Source organism: Novosphingobium pentaromativorans US6-1, assembly GCF_000767465.1.
Lineage (GTDB): Bacteria > Pseudomonadota > Alphaproteobacteria > Sphingomonadales > Sphingomonadaceae > Novosphingobium > Novosphingobium pentaromativorans.
The window spans coordinates 1,971,087-1,991,036 of sequence record NZ_CP009291.1 but is presented as its reverse complement, the minus strand read 5'-3'; the positions used below and the strand labels follow the sequence as shown (position 1 = coordinate 1,991,036).

General features: G+C 65.5%; 20 protein-coding genes and 1 tRNA gene. 14 read left to right on the top strand and 7 right to left on the bottom strand.

What is annotated here, in order from left to right; translation table 11 throughout:
• Positions 1 to 150: 150 nt before the first annotated feature.
• Positions 151 to 1,452, bottom strand: coding sequence for a UDP-N-acetyl-D-mannosamine dehydrogenase (wecC, locus tag JI59_RS09250; RefSeq protein WP_007013016.1), 1,302 nt, complete (start codon positions 1,450 to 1,452; stop codon positions 151 to 153).
• Positions 1,430 to 2,569 (bottom strand): non-hydrolyzing UDP-N-acetylglucosamine 2-epimerase, encoded by a 1,140-nt coding sequence (gene wecB / locus JI59_RS09245; RefSeq protein ID WP_007013017.1) that lies wholly within the window; start codon positions 2,567 to 2,569, stop codon positions 1,430 to 1,432. The genes wecC and wecB overlap by 23 nt, the downstream gene beginning before the upstream one ends.
• 685 nt (positions 2,570 to 3,254) lie before the next feature.
• Between wecB and dcd the strand changes: the two genes are divergently transcribed.
• The 6 genes from dcd to JI59_RS09215 all read left to right on the top strand — a co-directional run bounded on the left by dcd (position 3,255) and on the right by JI59_RS09215 (position 8,957).
• A complete protein-coding gene (gene dcd, locus JI59_RS09240; protein WP_007013018.1) occupies positions 3,255 to 3,809 on the top strand; it encodes a dCTP deaminase in 555 nt (184 codons plus the stop codon).
• 454 nt (positions 3,810 to 4,263) lie between these two features.
• The gene (gene ectA, locus JI59_RS09235) at positions 4,264 to 4,752 is read left to right on the top strand and encodes a diaminobutyrate acetyltransferase (protein WP_007013020.1); all 489 of its coding nucleotides are present in this window, start codon (positions 4,264 to 4,266) and stop codon (positions 4,750 to 4,752) included.
• Between the two features lie 17 nt (positions 4,753 to 4,769).
• Positions 4,770 to 6,101 (top strand): diaminobutyrate--2-oxoglutarate transaminase, encoded by a 1,332-nt coding sequence (gene ectB / locus JI59_RS09230; RefSeq protein ID WP_007013021.1) that lies wholly within the window; start codon positions 4,770 to 4,772, stop codon positions 6,099 to 6,101.
• Between the two features lie 70 nt (positions 6,102 to 6,171).
• On the top strand, positions 6,172 to 6,585 hold the full coding sequence (locus JI59_RS09225; RefSeq protein ID WP_007013022.1) for an ectoine synthase: 414 nt from the start codon (positions 6,172 to 6,174) through the stop codon (positions 6,583 to 6,585).
• An 18-nt stretch (positions 6,586 to 6,603) separates the two neighbouring features.
• Positions 6,604 to 7,518 (top strand): ectoine hydroxylase, encoded by a 915-nt coding sequence (thpD, locus tag JI59_RS09220; RefSeq protein ID WP_007013023.1) that lies wholly within the window; start codon positions 6,604 to 6,606, stop codon positions 7,516 to 7,518.
• Entirely contained in the window at positions 7,515 to 8,957 is a 1,443-nt protein-coding gene (locus tag JI59_RS09215) for an aspartate kinase (protein WP_007013024.1), read from the top strand. The genes thpD and JI59_RS09215 overlap by 4 nt, the downstream gene beginning before the upstream one ends.
• 13 nt (positions 8,958 to 8,970) lie before the next feature.
• Here JI59_RS09215 and JI59_RS09210 read toward each other — a convergent pair whose 3' ends face one another.
• Positions 8,971 to 10,269, bottom strand: a complete 1,299-nt coding sequence (locus JI59_RS09210) for a sensor histidine kinase (protein WP_038575890.1) — start codon at positions 10,267 to 10,269, stop codon at positions 8,971 to 8,973.
• A gap of 206 nt (positions 10,270 to 10,475) precedes the next feature.
• On the opposite strand from JI59_RS09210, the gene JI59_RS09205 reads away from it, so the two are divergent.
• Positions 10,476 to 10,551: transfer RNA gene (locus JI59_RS09205), tRNA-Val, on the top strand.
• Between the two features lie 133 nt (positions 10,552 to 10,684).
• Here the strand turns inward: JI59_RS09205 and JI59_RS09200 are convergent.
• Positions 10,685 to 11,269 carry a TlpA family protein disulfide reductase gene (locus JI59_RS09200; protein ID WP_007013026.1) on the bottom strand — a complete coding sequence of 195 codons (585 nt, stop codon included), beginning with the start codon at positions 11,267 to 11,269 and terminating at the stop codon, positions 10,685 to 10,687.
• Between the two features lie 19 nt (positions 11,270 to 11,288).
• On the opposite strand from JI59_RS09200, the gene argH reads away from it, so the two are divergent.
• The 7 genes from argH to JI59_RS09170 all read left to right on the top strand — a co-directional run bounded on the left by argH (position 11,289) and on the right by JI59_RS09170 (position 17,292).
• The gene (gene argH / locus JI59_RS09195) at positions 11,289 to 12,662 is read left to right on the top strand and encodes an argininosuccinate lyase (RefSeq protein ID WP_007013027.1); all 1,374 of its coding nucleotides are present in this window, start codon (positions 11,289 to 11,291) and stop codon (positions 12,660 to 12,662) included.
• 7 nt (positions 12,663 to 12,669) lie between these two features.
• Complete coding sequence (locus JI59_RS09190) at positions 12,670 to 12,909, top strand: hypothetical protein (RefSeq protein ID WP_007013028.1); 240 nt, start codon at positions 12,670 to 12,672, stop codon at positions 12,907 to 12,909.
• 18 nt (positions 12,910 to 12,927) lie between these two features.
• The gene (gene lysA / locus JI59_RS09185; protein ID WP_007013029.1) at positions 12,928 to 14,193 is read left to right on the top strand and encodes a diaminopimelate decarboxylase; all 1,266 of its coding nucleotides are present in this window, start codon (positions 12,928 to 12,930) and stop codon (positions 14,191 to 14,193) included.
• Positions 14,194 to 14,213: 20 nt separating this feature from the next.
• Positions 14,214 to 15,011, top strand: coding sequence for a precorrin-2 dehydrogenase/sirohydrochlorin ferrochelatase family protein (locus tag JI59_RS09180; RefSeq protein WP_007013030.1), 798 nt, complete (start codon positions 14,214 to 14,216; stop codon positions 15,009 to 15,011).
• A gap of 207 nt (positions 15,012 to 15,218) precedes the next feature.
• A complete protein-coding gene (locus tag JI59_RS27080) occupies positions 15,219 to 15,392 on the top strand; it encodes a hypothetical protein (protein WP_007013031.1) in 174 nt (57 codons plus the stop codon).
• Between the two features lie 11 nt (positions 15,393 to 15,403).
• Positions 15,404 to 16,393, top strand: coding sequence for a hypothetical protein (locus JI59_RS09175; RefSeq protein ID WP_007013032.1), 990 nt, complete (start codon positions 15,404 to 15,406; stop codon positions 16,391 to 16,393).
• Complete coding sequence (locus JI59_RS09170) at positions 16,381 to 17,292, top strand: hypothetical protein (protein WP_007013033.1); 912 nt, start codon at positions 16,381 to 16,383, stop codon at positions 17,290 to 17,292. Before JI59_RS09175 ends, JI59_RS09170 begins: the two co-directional genes overlap by 13 nt.
• 50 nt (positions 17,293 to 17,342) lie before the next feature.
• Here JI59_RS09170 and ruvX read toward each other — a convergent pair whose 3' ends face one another.
• From ruvX to lepB, 3 genes are read right to left on the bottom strand one after another with little or no spacing between them, the layout of a single operon-like run.
• Entirely contained in the window at positions 17,343 to 17,825 is a 483-nt protein-coding gene (gene ruvX, locus JI59_RS09165) for a Holliday junction resolvase RuvX (RefSeq protein WP_007013034.1), read from the bottom strand.
• Positions 17,804 to 18,961, bottom strand: coding sequence for a DUF3089 domain-containing protein (locus JI59_RS09160; RefSeq protein ID WP_007013035.1), 1,158 nt, complete (start codon positions 18,959 to 18,961; stop codon positions 17,804 to 17,806). The genes ruvX and JI59_RS09160 overlap by 22 nt, the downstream gene beginning before the upstream one ends.
• Complete coding sequence (gene lepB, locus JI59_RS09155) at positions 18,961 to 19,929, bottom strand: signal peptidase I (protein WP_007013036.1); 969 nt, start codon at positions 19,927 to 19,929, stop codon at positions 18,961 to 18,963. Before lepB ends, JI59_RS09160 begins: the two co-directional genes overlap by 1 nt.
• Positions 19,930 to 19,950: the final 21 nt, after the last annotated feature.

Below are 19,950 nucleotides of genomic sequence, written 5' to 3'. Positions count from 1 at the left end.
GCGGGGGTAAGGCCATGGCGCAGCGAAAGGCCGCGGGCACACGGTGGCCCGCTCGCCCGGAGCCTACCGAAGGGCGCCCGCAAAGCGCCCGGAGCCTGCCGAAGGGCGCCCGCAAAACGCCCGGAGTCTGCCGAAGGGGGCTTGCGGCCCTCAGCCGACCAGTCGCAGGGCGGTTTCCGCCTCGCGCACTGCGCGGGGCTGGTCGGGCCAGATGCCGCGGGTATCGTAGACCAGCTTGTCCGCACGCTCGGCCAGCGGCACGACGCGGAAGACATCGTGGTCGACCAGCACGATCAGGATGTCGCAGGCTTCCAGGGCATCGTCGATGTCGATCTGGCGCGCGCCTGTGTCAGTGAACTCGATCGGCAATTCGGCGGCATAGGGCTCAACAATGTGGATGCGATCCCCGAACTTGCGGGCGAGGCGGCTGGCGACGAAACGCGCCGGGCTCTCGCGGAAGTCGTCGATGTTGGCCTTGAAAGCGAGGCCGAGGCAGGCGACTTTCGCGCCGGGATGCGCTTCGACCAGCGCCTCGGCCTTGGCGATCACGTGATGCATCTTGCCATCGTTGACGCCGCGCGCGGTGCGGATCAGCGGGGTCTCCTCCGGCGCGCCGTGGACGATGAACCAGGGGTCGACGGCGATGCAGTGGCCGCCCACGCCGGGGCCGGGTGACAGGATGTTCACGCGCGGGTGCCGGTTGGCAAGGCGGATCACTTCCCACACGTCGAGCCCCATGCGGTCGGCGACGATGGAAAGCTCGTTGGCGAAGGCGATGTTGACGTCGCGATAGGCGTTCTCGACCAGCTTCGTCATCTCGGCCGAGCGGGCATCGGTGGTGACGCATTCGCCGCGCACGAAGCGCTTGTAGAAGGCCAGCGCCTTGCGCGCGCAGCGCGGGGTGATGCCGCCGATCGAGCGGTCGTTGTTGGTCAGTTCTTCCAGGATGCGGCCGGGCAGCACGCGCTCGGGGCAGTAGGAAATCGAGATGTCGGGTATCTCGCCGGTGAGGCCGGGAATCTTGAGGTCGGGGCGCAGCCCGGCGATCAGGTCGCGCAGCTGTTCGGTCGTGCCGACCGGCGAAGTCGATTCCAGGATGATGACATCGCCCTGCTTGAGCACCGGGGCGATCGTGCGCCCGGCCGACAGGACATAGGAAATGTCGGGGGCGTGATCCTTGTCGAAGGGCGTGGGCACGGCAATGACGAAGACATCGGCTGGCGCCACTTGCGTCGAGGCGGACAGCAATCCGCGCGAAACGACGCCGTGGACGAGTCCATCGAGATCGACTTCCTCGATGTGGATCTCGCCGCGATTGATCGTGTCGACGACCTTTTGAGAGACGTCGAGGCCCAGCACCCGGCATCCGGCGCGGGCGATCACGGCGGCAGTGGGAAGTCCGATATAGCCCAGTCCGACGACGCAGACCTCAGGCTTCTTGTCCGATTTCATTCGCTAGCAGCTCCACGATTCGGCGCGCGGATTGCCCGTCCCCGAAGGGATTGTGGGCGCGCGCCATGGCCTCGTAGGCTACGGTATCGTCGAGCAAGGTTGATATTTCGGTAACGATCGTCTCGGCTGAAGTTCCGACGAGTTTCGCGGTTCCCGCCTCCACGCCTTCGGGGCGTTCGGTGGTCTCGCGCATGACGAGGACCGGCTTGCCCAGCGCCGGGGCTTCCTCCTGCACGCCGCCGCTGTCGGTCAGCATGATCTCCGCGATATTGATCAGGCGCGCGAAATGCGGATAGTCGAGAGGCTCGATCAGGGCGACGTTGTCCAGTCCGGACAGGCGATCGTTCATCACTCGCCGCACGTTGGGATTGAGGTGGACCGGGAAGATAACCGCCGTATCCGGACGCTCGGCGATGCGGCGGATGGCCGTGGCGATCTGCTCCATGCCCTCGCCGAAATTCTCGCGCCGGTGGCTGGTGACGCCGATGATCCGCTTGCCGGCGAATTTCGATTCGAGGTCTGCCAATCCGGCGGCAAGATGGGGCTGGGACTCGATCAGGGCGCTGACCCAGTGCAGCGCATCGATCACCGTGTTGCCGGTGACATGAACGCGCTGGGGATCGACGTTTTCCTTGACCAGTGCCGTGGCCGAGGTCTCGGTCGGCGCGAAGTGCAGGCTGGCCATCGCGCCGATGATCTTGCGATTCACCTCTTCGGGCCAGGGATGGTAGATATTGTAGGAGCGCAGGCCCGCCTCGACATGGTCGACCGGCACCTTGCGGTAATAGGCGGCGAGCGCGCCCGCCATGGCTGTGGCGGTGTCGCCCTGCACGATGACCCGGTCCGGCTTCACTTGGTCCATGACCTTGCCGATGCCGGTCAGCAGGTTGGCGGTCAGCGCGTCGAGCGTCTGGTCGGGCTGCATGACGTCGAGATCGTGGTCGGGCACGATCCGCGCGATGTCCAGCACCTGGTCGAGCATCTGGCGATGCTGCGCCGAGACGCAGACCATGCATTCGAAGCGCGGATCGGCTTTCAGCGCATGGACGACGGGGAAGAGCTTGATCGCCTCGGGGCGGGTGCCGAAGATCACGAGGATGCGGGAAGTCTGGGTCATCGCGCCGGAAATAGCACCCTGTGGTTAACCTTGATCTAAGGCTCGCCTCGCGGCCCGGATCGGACACCATCCTGCGCGGCATTTGCGGCAGGCGCCATGCCGATACGGGAAGGTGACGACATTTTAATGCCTTACTGTACCATTTCGGCTGAAATGAACGTGCGCAAAGTCCTTGCTTTCGCTATAGTGCTGTCAGTTCGCAGGATGAAAATTGCGGTCATATCAAGTTATAGTCATGGCGCGCCAATGTTACTTGGCGATGACTGTCGCTATGTCCGTCTGTGCTGCCGCATAAAGAAACGGCAGCTTAAACAAGCCGCCGTTCAAGTTGTTCAGAGCCTACTGTGTAAACAGGCCCTTCGGGTCGCATCTCTAAGTAGATCATACGGGGCCGATTCGATCCAGTCGCAAAGGGCTGGGCGTAAACTATCTCCGTTTTCCATGGCTTTACGGATGTGATTGGCGCTGTGCCCAAGGCCTTCCCAGCCGAATCGCCAGCTCCAGGCGATTCGGCCGGGAGGTGGCATCGCCTGGTTTGGCCCTTGTCGCCCACGCGCGCTGGGCGCCTCTCGCGCCCGTACGACGACTGGCGGGGCGATGTCCGTGGTGGCTCGTGCCTCTCGCCTCGGTGGACAACCGGGGCTGGCCACTTGCCCCGGCGGCGCCCTTGGGGAATCAACCGGGCATGGCAATTCTGAGCGACAAGTGGATCCGCCAGCAGGCGCAGGAAAACGGCATGATCGAGCCTTTCGTCGAGGCGCAGCGCCGCGACGGATGCATTTCCTATGGCCTGTCTTCCTATGGCTACGACGCGCGCGTCGCGCCGGAGTTCAAGATCTTCACCAATGTCGATTCGGCCGTGGTCGATCCCAAGGACTTCGCCGCGAACTCCTTCGTCGATCGTGAAACCGACGTCTGCGTGATCCCGCCCAATTCCTTCGCTCTGGCCCGCACGGTGGAATATTTCCGCGTGCCCAAGGATATCCTCGTGATCTGCCTGGGCAAGTCCACTTATGCCCGCTGCGGCATCATCGTGAACGTCACCCCGCTCGAACCCGGCTGGGAAGGGCACGTCACTCTCGAGTTCTCGAACACGACGCCGCTGCCGGCCAAGATCTATGCCAACGAGGGCGCCTGCCAGTTCCTGTTCCTGAAGGGGAACGAGCCGTGCGAGACGAGCTATGCGGACCGCGCTGGCAAGTACATGGGTCAACGCGGTGTGACCCTGCCGCGCCTGTAAGGCGCGCCTTTCCGAATTTCCGTCCGAAGTCGGGCCGCTTTTGGTCCGCTCGGCGCGTGCCTGCGTCCGGCCTTTCGCTGATTCGCCGCTCGAAGCGCGTGTGAAGCGCTCTCGGGGATAATTTTTTTCGCAGTGCAGCGAGGGGGCCGGTGGCTGCCTTTCGCCGACCCCCGCAAGCGCCAGTGTTTGCGGGGCTTTGCGGCCTGTTGGCAGATGCTTTTTCGGCCTAACTATCTCATTCGAAATGTGAAGGATCTGCTCGAACGCGGCCGTGCTGGCTGTTGCAAAAATCCCATGAAAAACTATGTGAAGCCGTCCAAAGCGTGAGAGCGAGGATAACCAAGCACTGAAATGTGCTTTGGAGGGTGAAGGAATTTTTGAAGAAAGTTTGAGTAAGCCGGGCCACCGGGACGATCCGGAGGGCCCTAAACGAACGAGCGGCGATGACCGCCTGTTGCTGAGAAGTCCGCAGGCCGAAGACGGGCCCGCGATCTCGGCGCTGATCGCAGCATCGCCGCCGCTCGATACCAATTCCGCTTACTGCAACCTCCTGCAGTGCAGCGACTTCGCCGATACCTGCGTCGTCGCCGAGAGGGACGGCCAGATCGTCGGATGGATTTCCGGCTACCGGCCCCCTTCGCATCCCGAGCGAATCTTCGTCTGGCAGGTCGCCGTCGACGCTTCGGCGCGTGGCCTGGGTCTGGGCGGGCGCATGCTCGATGAACTGATTGCGCGCCCCGCCGTGAAGGGGGCGACCACGCTCACGACGACCGTGACCGAAACCAACGATGCTTCATGGGGCCTCTTCCAGGCCTTCGCGCGCCGCCATGGCGCCGAGCTGACCAAACAACCGCGCTTCGAGCGCGAGGCGCACTTCGCAGGTGCGCACGACACGGAATGGCAGGCGAGCATTTCGCCGCTGCCGTCCGCCCAATTCAACTGAACAGGGAAACACCTGAGATGATGACGACTCCCAAGCCGAGCGCCAAGACGCCTGACACCGCCATTTATGACCGCCGTGAATCCGGGGTGCGCAGCTACTCCCGTTCCATGCCGCGTCAGTTCAACCGCGCGCAGGGCGTCTGGATGCATGACAGCGAGGGCGGACGCTATCTCGACTTCCTGTCGGGCTGCTCCTCGCTCAACTACGGACACAACCACCCGGTGCTCAAGCAGGCGCTGATGGACTACATCGCCAGCGATGGCGTAACCCACGCGCTGGACCTGCACACCGATGCCAAGACCGATTTCCTGCAGACCTTCGAGGACGTGATCCTGCGCCCGCGCGGCCTGGACTATCGCGCCATGTTCACCGGTCCGACCGGCACCAACGCCGTCGAGGCCGCGATCAAGCTGGCCCGCAAGGTCACCGGCCGCGAAATGGTGATCGCCTTTACCAACGGTTTCCACGGCATGACCCTGGGCGCGCTCGCCTGCACCGGCAATGCCGGCAAGCGCGGCGGCGCCGGCGTTCCGCTCAGCCACGTCAGCCATGAGCCGTTCGACGGCTACTTCGGCGACGAGGTCGATACCGCCGACCTGCTCGAACAGCGCCTTGCCGACCCGTCGAGCGGCCTCGATGCCCCGGCGGCATTCCTCGTCGAGACGGTGCAGGGCGAAGGCGGCCTCAATGCAGCGCGTCCGGAATGGCTGCGCAAGATCGCCGCAATCGCCAAGAAGCACGGCGCGCTGATGATCGTCGACGACATCCAGGCCGGTTGCGGCCGTACCGGCGGCTTCTTCAGCTTCGAGGACATGGGCTTCACCCCCGACGTGGTCACCCTGGCCAAGTCGCTCTCGGGCATGGGCCTGCCTTTCGCGCTGACCCTGTTCCGCCCCGAACTCGACGTGTGGAACCCGGGCGAGCACAACGGCACTTTCCGCGGTAACAACCACGCCTTCGTCACCGCGACGGCGGCGCTGCGCGAATTCTGGGCCGATCCGTCCTTTGCCGACGACATCGCCCGCCGCGGCGGCATTCTCGAGCAGCGACTGGAACGCATTGCCCGACGCCACGGTCTTTCGACCCGCGGGCGCGGCATGATGCGCGGCATCAATGTCGGCAGCGGGGAAGTGGCAGACAAGATTACCGGGGCCTGCTTCGATGAGGGCCTGATCATCGAGACCAGCGGCGCCCATGACGAGATCGTCAAGGTGCTCGCCCCGCTCGTCATCGACGACGAGACCTTCAACGCCGGCCTCGACATTCTCGAGGAAGCGATCGCCGAGGCGATCGCCCCCGTCGATGATGCGGACACGCGCTCCGAGCGCAAGCTCAACGTCGCCGCCTGAGGCCTGGAAGGCGGCCCCGCGCGGCCGCCCCTCGTCACGCGGCTTCCCATAAGAAACCAAGGAAAATAATATGATCGTTCGCAAGCTCAAGGACATTCGCAAGAGCGACAAGCACGTCAAATCCGAAGGCTGGACCAGCGACCGCCTGTTGCTCAAGGATGACGGCATGGGCTTCTCGTTCCACGTCACGACCCTGTTCGCCGGCGCGGAACTGCACATGCATTACCAGAACCACCTCGAGGCGGTGCTGATCCTCAAGGGCACCGGCACGATCGAGGACCTCGGTACCGGCGAGACCCACGAGCTGAAGCCGGGCGTGATGTATGCGCTCAACAACAACGACAAGCACATCGTCCGTCCCGAGACCGAGATCCTGTGTGCCTGCGTGTTCAACCCGCCCGTCACCGGCCGCGAGGTCCATGACGAGAACGGTGCCTACCCCGCCGATGTCGACGCAGAGCGCGAACCCGCGCTTTCGGACTGAACGCAAACGGGGGTAGCAATGCAGGACCAATATCCGTCGCGATGCGCCGGGCAGCCCGAGCTGCTCGCGCGTCACGAACCTGTCGCGCGGCGTGCCTGGGAACCGGGCGCGCCGCTGACCGCCGAGCAGATCGAGCGGTTCGACCGGGACGGTTATCTCGTACTGGAAAACGTCTTTTCCGAAGCTGAAATTGCCGCACTCCAGGCCGAGACCGGCCGTCTTCTTTCCCATCCCGCCGGGCTGGAGGACGAGACCGTCATTGCCGAGCCGGACAGCCGCGAAGTCCGTTCGATCTTTCGCATCCACGGACAGAGCCGGATGATGGAGCGCCTGGCCGCCGACGAGCGGTTGGCGGGCGTTGCCAGCTACCTGCTCGACGACGAGGTGTACGTCCACCAGTCGCGCCTCAACTACAAGCCGGGTTTCAAGGGCAAGGAATTCTTCTGGCACTCGGACTTCGAGACCTGGCACACCGAGGACGGCATGCCGTCGATGCGCTGCCTCTCGATGTCGGTGCTGCTGGCTGAAAACGACGCCAACAACGGCCCGCTCATGTTGATTCCGGGTTCGCAGCGGGTCTTCGTCAGCTGTGTCGGTGAGACGCCCGACGATCACTACAAGCACTCGCTGCGCAAGCAGGAGTTCGGCGTGCCCGATGAGTACAGCCTGGCCGAACTGGCCCACAGGCACGGCATCGCGGCACCCACCGGGAAGCCCGGCACGGTGATCCTGTTCGACTGCAACACCATGCATGGCTCGAACGGCAACATCACGCCGTTCCCCCGCTCCAATGCATTCTTCGTATTCAACGCGGTGAGCAATCGCCTCGTTGCTCCTTTCGGCGCGGAAAAGCCCCGCCCCGATTTCATTGCTGCCCGCAAGGTCGCGCCGATCCGGCCGGTCTCGGGCGAACTCATGGGAGTTGCCGCATGACTGCAGCCCATAGCGTCGAGAAAATCGGCGGTACCTCGATGGCCGCCACCTCTACCGTCTTCGACAATGTCCTCATCGCGGGACGCGAAGGCGCCGAGCTGTACAATCGCATCTTCGTCGTTTCGGCCTATGCCGGAATGACCGACCTCTTGCTCGAGCACAAGAAGTCGGGCGAGGCGGGCGTCTATGCCCACTTCTCGGCCAACGATGTCGAAGGTGGCTGGCAGGATGCGCTCGCCCGCGTGCGTGACGCCATGCATGAGCGCAATGCGCAGATGTTCGTCAGGCCGGAGAGCCTGCGCGAGGCGAACCGCTTCGTCGACGACCGCATCGCCGCGCTCGATGCCTGCCTCGACGATCTCGACCGCCTGCGCTCGCATGGCCGGTTCTGCCTCAAGGAGCAGATGGTCACCGTGCGCGAAATGCTTGCCGGTCTCGGCGAAGCGCATTCCGCGCACTCGACTGCGTTGCTGCTGCGCGACCGGGGCGTGAACGCTGTCTTCGTCGACCTCACCACCTGGAACCATGACGAGCTTGCCAGCCTCGACGACCAGATCCTCAAGGCGCTCGAGCCGATCGACCTGGCGACGCAGATGCCGATCGTCACCGGCTATGCCGGCTGCGAAGGCGGCATGGTGCGTCGCTATGCCCGCGGCTATTCGGAAATGACCTTCTCGCGCATCGCGGTACTGACCGAGGCGCGGGAGGCGATCATCCACAAGGAGTTCCACCTTTCCAGCGCCGACCCCAAGCTCGTCGGCACCGGCAAGGCCCGCAAGATCGGCCGCACCAACTACGATGTGGCCGACCAGCTCGCGAACCTGGGCATGGAAGCGATCCACCCGCGCGCAGGCCGCGGCCTGCGCCAGTCGGAAATCCCGCTGCGCGTGCGCAACACCTTCGACCGCGAGGACGAAGGCACGCTCATCCGCGGCAACTATGTGTCCGACAAGCCGCGCGTCGAGATCGTCACCGGGCTCCAGACCGTCCACGCCCTTCAGTTCTTCGAGCAGGACATGGTCGGCGAGAAGGGCTACGACGCCGCGATACTCGAAACCCTCACCAAGCACGGGGCGTGGATCGTCAGCAAGAGCTCGAACGCCAACACGATCACCCATTACCTGAGCGGTATCGCCGCAGCGAAGATGGAGCGTATCGTTACCGACCTTGAGCGTGCCTATCCGGGTGCCGTGATCACTTCGCAGCCGGTGGCGATGGTTTCGGCGATCGGCAGCGACCTGTCCGAACCGGGCCTCGTCCCCCACGCGCTTGCGGCGTTGATGGACGCCGAAGTGGACGTGCTCGCGATGCAGCACCAGATCCGCAACGTCGACGTGCAGTTCATCATCCACTCGCACGATTTCGACGCGGCGATCCGCGCTCTCCACGGGGCGCTCGTCGAGGACGCCGGACGACTGGGCCAGCGCGCCGCAGCCTGACGGGCTCTGCCTGTCAGGGCGGCGGGCTGGGCACTTCCAGTCGGGCGATCAATCCGCCGCCCGGCGCAGCGGCGAACGAGAGCCCGCCATGGAAGCGCATCATCAGCCGGTGCGCCGTGGGAATACCCAGGCCGAAGCCCCTCGTGTCGCGCTGACGGGCTTCGTCGAGACGGAAAAAGGGGTCGAGGATCGCCTCGAAGTAGTCGGGCGGGATCCCCGGCCCTTCGTCTTCGATAATCACCGCGTGACGTCCGTTTTCTTCCACCAGCGAAGCTCTGGCCCGCTCGCCGAAGTGCACGGCGTTCTCGACGAGGGCGCATACGGCGAGCGCCAGCGGCTCGCGGTAGGTGCGCGCGGTGGAGCGGCCGTGCACTTCCAGGCTCGCGCGGTTGCCGAACCCGGCGAGGAGGTCGGCGAGATACGAAGCAAGGTCGATGCTCTCCGGCTCAGCGGAGAGGTGCTGCGCGCGCAGGAAGCGCTGCAGCGAGGCCAGAAGGTCCTCCATTTCATCGACGCTCTCGCGCATCAGCGCGGCGATTTCCGGATCGTCGATCAGGTCGCTGGCGACTTTCTGGCGTGATAGCGGTGTGCGCAAATCGTGGCTGATCGCCTCGAAGGAAAGCGCCTGGTCGCGCAGCAGGCGTTCGATGCGCGCCTGCATGAGATTCATGGCATGGCCCAGATTGCGCAAGTCCTTGGGGCCGCCTTCGCGGATCGGCACCTGCCGTCCCTGACCGATCGCTTCGGCGGCATCGGCCAGCCGTCGCAGCGGGCGCGTCAGCAGATGCAGCGCGCCCAGGCCCAGCGCCAGGCAGGCAAGCGTCGTTGCCAGTGTCAGCGCGGTCGCGCGCAGGGCGACCGGCCACATCGAACTGATGTCGCGCGAGCGGAAGTTGAGCCAGCCCTTCTCGCCCAGCCGGATCGAGCCGATCAGGTCCCGTCCGCCGCCGGACGCGCGCGTCGTTGCAAGGTTCAGCGAACGATTGGCGAGTGAGGGCTCCCATTCCACGATGCGTGCGGCAATCGCCATGAGCGCGGCATCGCCCGTCGGCGCGGCGACCAGCGGAGCCGTTGCCACCCGGGCGGAGAGGTGCCGCGTCGTCATGCTCTCGGCAAGGCGCGAGGGATCGAGCGCATGCACCCTGTCGCTCACCACCAGCAGCTCGGCCACGCGCCGCGCATGATCGTCGCGAAGCGTCTGGCGATCGATCGCGCTGTAGAACAGCAGGCTCGCGCCCAGCTGCACCAGTGCAAGGACGAGGAACACGACCGCCACGTAGGCTGCAAGACGGGTAGGGACTGGGCGGGCCACTGATCTCGATCCTCTCTCGGCCGGGCCGCCTTTTGCGCGGCTACCGATGCTTGTCGTATGCTGGCTTCCACCCCGCGCCATGCAGGTCAATCGCCAAGCGCGGCCAGCAACGATTTGAAACCCGGCGAACGTCCGACGCGCCGGAAACGAAACCTCCGGTTGACGAGCGGTCATTTTCGCGTAAAGGCCCGGGGCTCCGGCAGGCCGGGCGGTTAGCTCAGTTGGTAGAGCATCTCGTTTACACCGAGAGGGTCGGGGGTTCGAGCCCCTCACCGCCCACCATTTTCCTCAAGTCTCAGTTCATCGCGCGGTGCCGTTGGCACGCTGTCCATGCTGCTTGTCTTGGTGGGGCAGGAGGAGGTGGTCAGCCCGGAAGGCTGATTGCGCAGGGCCTTCTCCTCCCTCCGCCGAGAGCCTACTTGGCCTCGGCGATCAGCTTGAGCGCCTCCGGGCTCGTCCAGTCGTTGCCGCCGGTGTAGCGCCAGACTTCCTTACCCTTGCTGTCGAACAGCACCGTCACCGGCAAGTTGCCGCCGTACTGGAAGCCGAGGTCGCCGTTGTCGTCGACCCATGGCTGGATGTGGTCCAGCTTGCGGCGGCGCAGGATTTCCACGGCCTTGTCCGATTGGCCCATGTCCTGCGAGATCGGCAGGACGGCGACGCCGGTCTCGTCCTCGCGGGCGATCAGGGCGTTCAGCGTCGGCATTTCCTCGATGCAGGGCGCACACCAGGTGGCCCACAGGTTGATCAGCAGCGGCTTGCCCCTGAACGAGGCAAGGTCGAGCGTTTCGCCGGTATTGTCGACCAGCGTGATTACCGGCATCGGATCGCCCTTGTGCGAGCGATCCAGCTTCTTCGAGGCGGCCTGGGCCGGCGCGGCAGATTCGGCAGGCGCCTGCGAAGCCTGCGGTTGCGACTCCCCTTCGCTTTGCCTATCGCAGCCCGCGGCCAGCAGGGCGCCAGTAAGGACGAGACACTTGAGCGATCGGGAAGACAGCAAGATGGGAGGCTCCAACCAGATGTGGGGCGGACGGTTCGAAGGTGGACCGTCGGCAATCATGCGCGAGATAAATGCCTCGATCCCCTTCGACAAGGCATTGTGGCGTCAGGATATCGCCGCCAGCAAGGCGCACGTCGCCATGCTGGGTGCCTGCGGCATCGTCGCGGGCGAGGACGCGGTGCTGATTTCCGAGGGGCTGGACAAGGTCGCGGCCGAGTACGAGGCGAACGGCGTGCCCGAGGACTGGGACCTCGAGGACATCCACATGACGACCGAATCGCGCCTCACCGAGTTGATCGGCCCGGCGGCGGGTCGCCTGCACACGGCGCGTTCGCGCAACGACCAGGTGGCGACCGATTTCCGCCTGTGGGTGCGCGACTCCATCGACCAGATCGACGCCGGTCTGGAGGCGCTGCAGGTCGCGCTCGTCACCCGCGCCGGTGAGCATGCCGATTCGATCATGCCCGGCTTCACCCACCTGCAGACCGCGCAGCCGGTTACCCTGGGCCATCACCTGATGGCCTATTACGAGATGATCTCGCGCGATCGTTCGCGCTTCGCCGATGCCCGCAAGCGGATGAACCGCAGCCCGCTCGGCTCGGCGGCGCTGGCCGGGACCGGCTTTCCGATCGACCGTAAGATGACCGCGCAGGCGCTGGGCTTCGATGCGCCGACCGACAACAGTCTCGATTCGGTGTCCGACCGCGACTTTGCGCTCGACTACCTGATGGCGGCCTCGCAGTGCTCGCTGCACCTCTCGCGTCTGGCGGAGGAATTCATCATCTGGGCGAGCCAGCCCTTCGGCTTCGTGGCTCTGCCCGATGCCTTGTCGACCGGCAGCTCGATCATGCCGCAGAAGAAGAACCCGGACGCCGCCGAACTGGTGCGCGGCCATGCCGGTCGCATCACCGGCTGCCTGACTGCGCTGATGATGACGATGAAGGGCCTGCCGCTCGCCTATTCGAAGGACATGCAGGACGACAAGCCGCCTGTCTTCGAGGCCGCCAGCCTGCTGGCGCTGTCGGTCGCGGCGATGACCGGGATGGTCGCCGACACCAGATTCCGCACCGACCGCATGCGCGGCGCGGCCGAGCTGGGCTTTGCCACGGCCACCGACCTTGCCGACTGGCTGGTGCGCGAGGGCAACATTCCCTTCCGCGAGGCGCATCACATAACCGGCGCTGCGGTCAAGCTCGCCGAAACGCGCGGGTTGGCGCTGGACCAGTTGCCGCTCTCCGACCTGAAAGAGATCGACAGCCGCATCGACGAGCGCGTATTCAAGGCGCTCTCGGTCGAGGCTTCGGTCGCCGCGCGCAATTCGCACGGCGGCACCGCGCCCGATCAGGTTCGCCTGCGCGTGGCCGAGGCCCGGTCCGCGCTCGGTCTGGAGTAAGTCTACCTTGCGCAAGCTCATCCCGCTCGTTCTCGTTCTTGCGCTGGTTGCCTGCGGCCAGCGCAAGGGGCTGTCGCTGCGGGAAGGGCAGCAATTGCCGCCCGCGCCCTATGGCCGTGCGGAAAAGCCGACATCGGACGAACTGCTCAATCCGCCGACCCTGGCGATCCCCGAGCGCAGCGTCGAACTGCGCACCCGATCCGAGGAACGCGAGGACGATCCCTACGATCTCCCGCCGCCCGAATAAGCCCCTGACAGGACAACAATGGACCATTTCGAACTGAAGAACGGCGCGCTTCACGCCGAGGACGTGCCGCTCGAAACGATCGCGCGCGAAGTCGGCACGCCGGTCTACGTCTATTCGCGCGCCACGCTGACGCGCCACGCCCGCGTCTTCCGCGAGGCGCTTTCGGCCCTGCCCAGCGTGCACATCGCCTTTGCCGTCAAATCCAACCCCAACCTGGCCGTACTGCACCTGCTGGCCAGCGAAGGCTACGGTGCCGACGTGGTGTCGGAAGGCGAGATGCGCCGGGCCCTGGCCGCGGGCATCCCGGCCCGGGACATTGTCTTTTCCGGCGTCGGCAAGTCGAAGCGCGAGCTCAAGGCAGCGGTCGAGGCGGGCATCGGGCAGTTCAACCTCGAGAGCGAGGAAGAAGGCGTCGAGCTGGCGGAAATCGCCGCGGTACTGGGCAAGCGGGCCTCCTGCGCGCTGCGCGTGAATCCCAATGTCGATGCCAGGACCCACGCCAAGATCTCGACCGGCAAGGCCGAGAACAAGTTCGGCGTCGCCTATGACGTGGCCGCCGGCATCTACGCCCGCCTCGCCGGATTGCCCGGCCTGCAGATGCGCGGCCTTGCCGTGCACATCGGCAGCCAGATCAGCGACCTCGAGCCCTCGCGCCAGGCCTTCATCAAGATGGGCGCGCTGATGGAGACGATCCGGGCCGAAGGCCACGAAGTCACGCACATGGACCTCGGCGGCGGCCTGGGCGTGCCCTACAAGGTGGGCGAAAGCCTGCCCACGCCCGATGACTACGGGCGCATGGTCCACGATGTGGCGAAGGACTGGGGCGTCACCCTGATGTTCGAACCGGGCCGCGTCATCACCGGCAATTCCGGTGTGCTCGTGACCGAGGTGATCCGGGTGAAGCAGGGCGCGTCGAACCCCTTCGTGGTGGTCGATGCGGCAATGAACGACCTCGCCCGTCCGGCGATGTACGATGCCTGGCACGATTTCGCGGCGGTCAACCCGACCGGCGCGACGATGGTTGCGAACATCGTTGGCCCGATCTGCGAAAGCTCCGACACTTTCGCCATGGGGCGCGAGATCGATGCAGTGAAGGCAGGCGATTTCGGCGTGTTCCGCACTGCCGGTGCCTACGGCGCGACGATGGCCAATACCTACAACAGCCGTGCGCTGGTGCCCGAGGTGATGGTCGACGGCGAGAAGTGGGGCCTTGTCGCCAACCGCATCGAGCCTGAAACCATCCTGGCCGCCGAACGCGTGCCGGAGTGGCTGAAGCAGGCGTAATTGCGCGGAGTGATCCGAAGATGATCGAAACCCTTCCCCTGTTCCACCGCATCGCCGGCCAGCCGGTTGTGGTGCTGGGCGCGGGGGAAGCGGCCGAGGCGAAACGGCGGTTGGTCGAGCGGGCGGGCGGCATCGTTGTCGACGACCTGCAGGAAGGGATCGACAAGGGCGCGCGGCTCGCCTTCATCGCCCATGAGGACGAGACGGCGGCAGAAGGCGACACGGTTCGAGCGCGCTGCGCGGGATTGCTGGTGAATGCCACCGATCGCCCGGCGCTGTGCGACTTTACCGTCCCCTCGATCCTCGATCGCACGCCGGTTCTCGTCGCCATCGGGACGGGCGGCGCTTCGGCGGGCCTCGCCAAGCAGCTACGCCTGCGCCTGGAAGTGCTGTTGCCGCAGTCGCTCGGAGCGCTTGCAAAGGCGCTGGGCGCTGCCCGGACTGCCTTGCGCGGGCGCTTCCCCGATGCCGGAGATCGCCGCCGCGCGCTCGATGCCGCGCTCGGCTCGGGCGGACCGCTGGACCCCCTCGACGAAACCAGTGCCGCCAGGATCGACGACTGGCTCTCGGCAGCCGGTCAGGAGCGGGTGGGCGTGGTGGAGATCGTCCTGCACAGCGACGATCCCGAGGACCTTACCTTGCGCCAGGCGCGCCTCATGGGGTCGGCCGACCTGATCGCCTACGAAGCCGAAGTTCCCCGCGCGGTGCTGGACCGCGCCCGCGCCGATGCTGCGCGGGTCATGGTCGCCCCGGGGGAAAGCCCGCGTCCGGGCGAAGGACTCACCATCCTCCTGCGCATGGCCGCGAGACTGCACTGATTCGTCCTGCACCGGGACCCGATTGCCGCTGGGCCGGATAGGTGGGTGAAGTCGGTAACCCGATCGTAAACATGCTACTTGGCGGTTTCCCTGAGTTGGGGCTTTGCGCCGTCATTGTTACAGTATTTTAATTGCTCGCAACGCGGTCGCTAGGCCTAATTTGGCTGACGCAAGGCTCTGCCTGACCCAGATGAGGGACACCACAACATGACTGAAACCGGGCTTTTGCGGCTGCCGCAAATTGATCCTGCGTCGCTGCCGGATCCGGTGCAGCCGACCGGTCTGTTTGGCAGCCATATCGATGCTGCGGGCCGTCAGGTGCAAGATGCGGCTGAGGCTTCGCTGGAAGCCTATCTTTACGAACTTCACCCGGGCACTTGATTAGAAACCCTATGTTTCATGGCAAAGTGCAAGGTCAGGCGCTGGCAGAGCTGCGCACGAATGACCAAGTCTGGGCGAAGGGACAGCGCGAACTGGCGCTGCTCCTGACCCGGTGGCGCGCGAACCCGGACGTCCGGCCTGTATTCAACGATTTCGAGCGTTTCGGAAGGGGCAAGCCGCTGGAAGCCTGCCCTTCGCTCGCGGCTCTGTTCGAAGGCACCGGCGGTGCGGCTCGGGATTTCGTCGGGGGCATGGTCGATGTCGCATTGGACGGACTGCGCGCCCATCCCCTCGGTCACCTGCCGCTACGCCATGGGGTCAACCAGACCGGGCAGACCCTGCTGCTTTCGCATTGGGGGGCCGCGACTTTGGCGCTTGTCTCCTACGAGAGCGAAAGGCTTTCCGAACGCGCCGAGGCGCGGACGGCAGCCTTCACTCCGGTCGAAAGCTGGTCCTGCGTGCTGGTAGGTTCAGGGGAAGCCGACCGAATCCGCTGCGAGGAGAAACAGGGCGGAGCCGCCCGGCTGGAAATTGAGCCGGTCACGATGCAGCCGGGCTCCGTCATATACCGGGATGGCCGGAACGAGCGGATCCAGATGCGCAGCACGCGCGGGGTCCTGGTCAAGCTGCGCCTGCAGCGCTTTCTTGGCGGAACCGAGCCGGTGCGCGAATTCGCGCTGGCCGACGGCACCCTGGTGCACCAGGCGGCGTCCAATGCGCACGACAGCCGCTGCGAGCTGGCAATTTCCGTCCTCTCGCGCATGAAACGGCGTGACGCGGTTCCGGTGATTTCGCGGATCGTGACCGGCGAGGGCCATGAGGGGCTGCGCTGGCAGGCCATGCGCGAACTGCTTGCGCTCGATACCCGCGCCGGGATGATCCTGCTCGGGCAGATCGCGGCATCAGAAGACGATCCGCTGGCCGCGCTGGCGCAGGAAGCCCAGCTTTCGCTGCTGCAGACCTGGCCGGAGCTGGAAAGGATCTCGCAATGGCGCAGCTGATCGAGAGCCGCGAGCCCTCTGCGGCTTCCCTGTCCGAATGCATCGAGGCGCTGGCAATGTGGGGCTTCGATCCGAGCGAGCAGGAAAGCGTCGATCACGCCGCACACTGGTTGCGCCGCCTTGGCAATGACCGCCGGTTCCTCGGAGACCTGCTGATCGACCTGCTGGCCGGTTTCGCGCCGTCACCGGGGGCGGTCGATGCAATCAGCAGCGGCGGGCCGCAATCGATCGTCCTGGCAACGCCGGGACGCGGCAATTTCTGCATTCGCGCCAATATCTGGCCAGCGGCAGACGACTATGCGATGCGGGCAAGCGGAGCAGGGGCTTTCGGCTATGGTGTCGCCCACGATCACAACTACGATTTCCTGACGCTCGGCTATTTCGGCCCGGGCTGCGAGATCGAGAACTTCGAATATGACGGGCGCAGCGTCAGCGGCCGGAAAGGGGAAGCAGTCGCGCTCAAGAAACTGAATCGGGTGCGACTGCGCAAGGGCAGGATGTATCGCTACCGGGCGCATCGCGACATTCATCGGCTCAACCCGCCCAGCGCGCTCTCGGTCTCGCTCAAGCTGGTCCATACGCAGGCAGTGCAGGGTTGGCTCAACCATTACGAGTTCGATACCCGGGAGGCGCGCATTTCCCGCGTCCTTGGCCATGGACCGAGCGAAACATTCCTGCGTGTCGCCGTGGCGCTTGGCAGTGACAGGGCGAAGGATCTCGCTAACGATTTCGGGCGCAGTCACCCCAGCGAAAGAATGCGCCTCAATGCATGGGAAGCGCTGGCTGCCTGCGCCCAAAGCGAGGAAGCGCGAGACGAAGTCTGGCGCAGTGCCGAGGAGAGCGGAAGCCGGCTCGTGGCGCAAGTGGCGAAGTGCAGGCGCGCGCAGCTTCCGGAATAAGCCGCAAGAAGATGGCGCGGCTTCGGCCCGCGGCCAGAGTACGCCCCCGGCTAGAGTACGCCCCCGGCCAGCGCATCGATTGCGCCTTGCAGGATTACAGCGGCGGCGGCGGAATCGATGCGTTCGGCGCGCTTGGCGCGGCTCATGTCCTGGGCGATGAGGCCGCGTTCGGCGCCCATCGTCGACCAGCGTTCGTCCCACAGCAGGATCGGCAGGCCGAGCGCGGCAAGGTTGCGGGCATAGGCGCGGCTCGACTGCGAGCGCGGGCCTTCCGATCCGTCCATGTTGAGCGGCAGGCCGATGACGATGCCCTTGATCGAGCGTTCGCGGATCAGGCCCTCGAGAAGCGCCTTGTCGGCACCGAACTTGCCGCGCTTGAGCGTCTTTCCGGGCGAAGCGAAGTGCCAGCCGGCGTCGCAGAAAGCCGTGCCGATGGTCTGCGTGCCGAGGTCGAGCGCCAGCAGCGGTCCGGCGTCGGGCAAGGCATCGCGATAGTCGAGCGCGCTGGTGGTTATGAGTGCTGCTTCTGCCATGCCGCTATCCGCCGTTCGAAGTCGGCCCTGATGTTCGCCCAGAACAGGGTGTAGTCATAGACGTGATAATTGTTGCCCGGCAGCACGTAAGGGCCGAGGTCGAGCTTGGGCGGTGGTCCGATGTGCAGGAACATGTCGCTTTCGCAAGCCGCGGGCACGATCTGCCTTACCAGTTCGCCGTTCCAGCTTGCCGGATCGGGCACCAGGGTGCCGAGATTGGCCTGCGCGTCGGCCACGCCGTTGCGCGTCCCCGTCAGTGGATTGCTGCACAGGAACGGGCTGTCGATTGCCACTCCCTGCGCGGTCTTTTGGGTGAGTGGCTGCCCGTCCAGTCCGTGGCGGCGGACGTAAGCCTTGACCAGCTGCGCAGTCTCCGCGGGATCGGCCACCGTAAGCCAGCTCATTACGCAACCGGCCTGTTCGGGCCTGTCGCAGGGCTTGAGGCCCATTTCCGGCAGGTCGTGGTCGATGGAGACCGGCCAGCCCACGATGTATGCCGCGGCAATGCGCTCGGCCAGCGGGGTGCCGGCCACGCGGTCGCGCAGCAGGCGGCGTAGCAGGAACGAGCCCTGGCTGTGCCCTGCCAGCACGATCGGCTGGTCCTGCGGGACCGTCTTGATGAAGGCATCGAAGGCGGCAAGGACGTCGCCATAGGCCAGATCTATCGCCTTGTCGGCCTGCGGGTCGTCGGTCAGGAAGGCGCCGATGGCGGCCTGGCGGTAGCGCGGGGCCCACAGCTGGTCGGCAGCGTTGAAGGGCGTCGCCATGCCCTTGACGTAAAGGCCGGCCAGATCGCGCGAGGCCTGGTCGTTCAGGCTGGCGTTCCACGCGTTCTTCTCGACGTAGCTGGTGGGATGGACGAAGAACACCGCGGCGGATAGCGGTTTTCCGGCCGGCAGGCTTGCACCCTGCGGCAGGTAGCGCGAGGGATCGGCCTTGGGCAGCATCCCGGGGCGCGCAATCCACATGTCCGACTTGTCCCAGGCGTTCATCGCCATCGCCGGCTGCGGCTGGAACGTGACGTCGGGGACGAAGGCCATTTCGGTAAGGTCTTCGGCCCAGAACAGCAGGGCAATGCGCCCGACCGTGATCAGGACGATGATGGCGGCGACGGCATAGAGGAACTTGCGGACCATCAGGTGGCCGTCCCGCCGGGCTGGCCGGTGCTGCTGTCGGACGGGCGCGTTTCGATCCGCGGGCGCAGGCTGGTGAAGGCGCGCCCATCGCGCAGGGCGCTCCACCAGCTCAGCGGGTTCCAGGATTGCGTACCGTCGAGCGAGAAGGTGATGAATTCGGCGCGCCCGCCGATGTCGGAGAGCGGCACCGGACCGCCAAGGCCGCCGCCCGGCGTGCCCTGGTAGTCCGTCTCGAAGGGAAAGCGGCTGTCGGCCGAACGGTCGCGGTCGTCGCCCATCAGGAAGACATGGCCTTCAGGCACGGTGATCTCGGGATAATTGTCCATGACCTGCGTCGTATAGTCGATCACCTGGTAGGTCGCACCGTTGGGCAGTGTCTCGCGGTAGGCGGGAAGGTCATAGACGTCACGCCCGCTGGGCAGGCGGCGGCGGTAGAGCTCGAAGCCCTTGTAGCAATGGCCCGGTTGCGCATCGCCCTCGCATTGGAGGGCATCGTCGGCGGCGATCTCGACCGGCGGCTCGACTTCGCGCGGAATGAATCGACCGTTGAGGCGGATGCGCCCGTCGACCACGGCGATGCGGTCGCCGGGAAGCGCGACGACGCGCTTGATCAGATCGGCCTTGCGGTTGCCCGGCACCACGATGACGATGTCGCCGTACTCCGGCGTCGAGCCGAACAGCCGCCACTTGGCGCGCGGCAGCATGTGGAAGCTCACCGAGGACCAGTTCCAGCCGTAGGCGTACTTGGAAACCACGAGCCGATCGCCCACCAGCAGGCTGGGCATCATCGAGATCGACGGGATGTAGAAGGGCTTGGCGATCAGCGAATGGAACGCCAGCACGCCCAGCAGCATCAGCGCCAGGCCGCGCAGTTCGTGGAACCAGTTGACCCTGGGTTTGTCCGGCTTGCTGACGGTGCTCTCCTGCGCACGAAGGGGGGCGGCGGTATCGGCGGTGTGTTCGGTCATTCTCGGTGGAGCGCTCGGAAA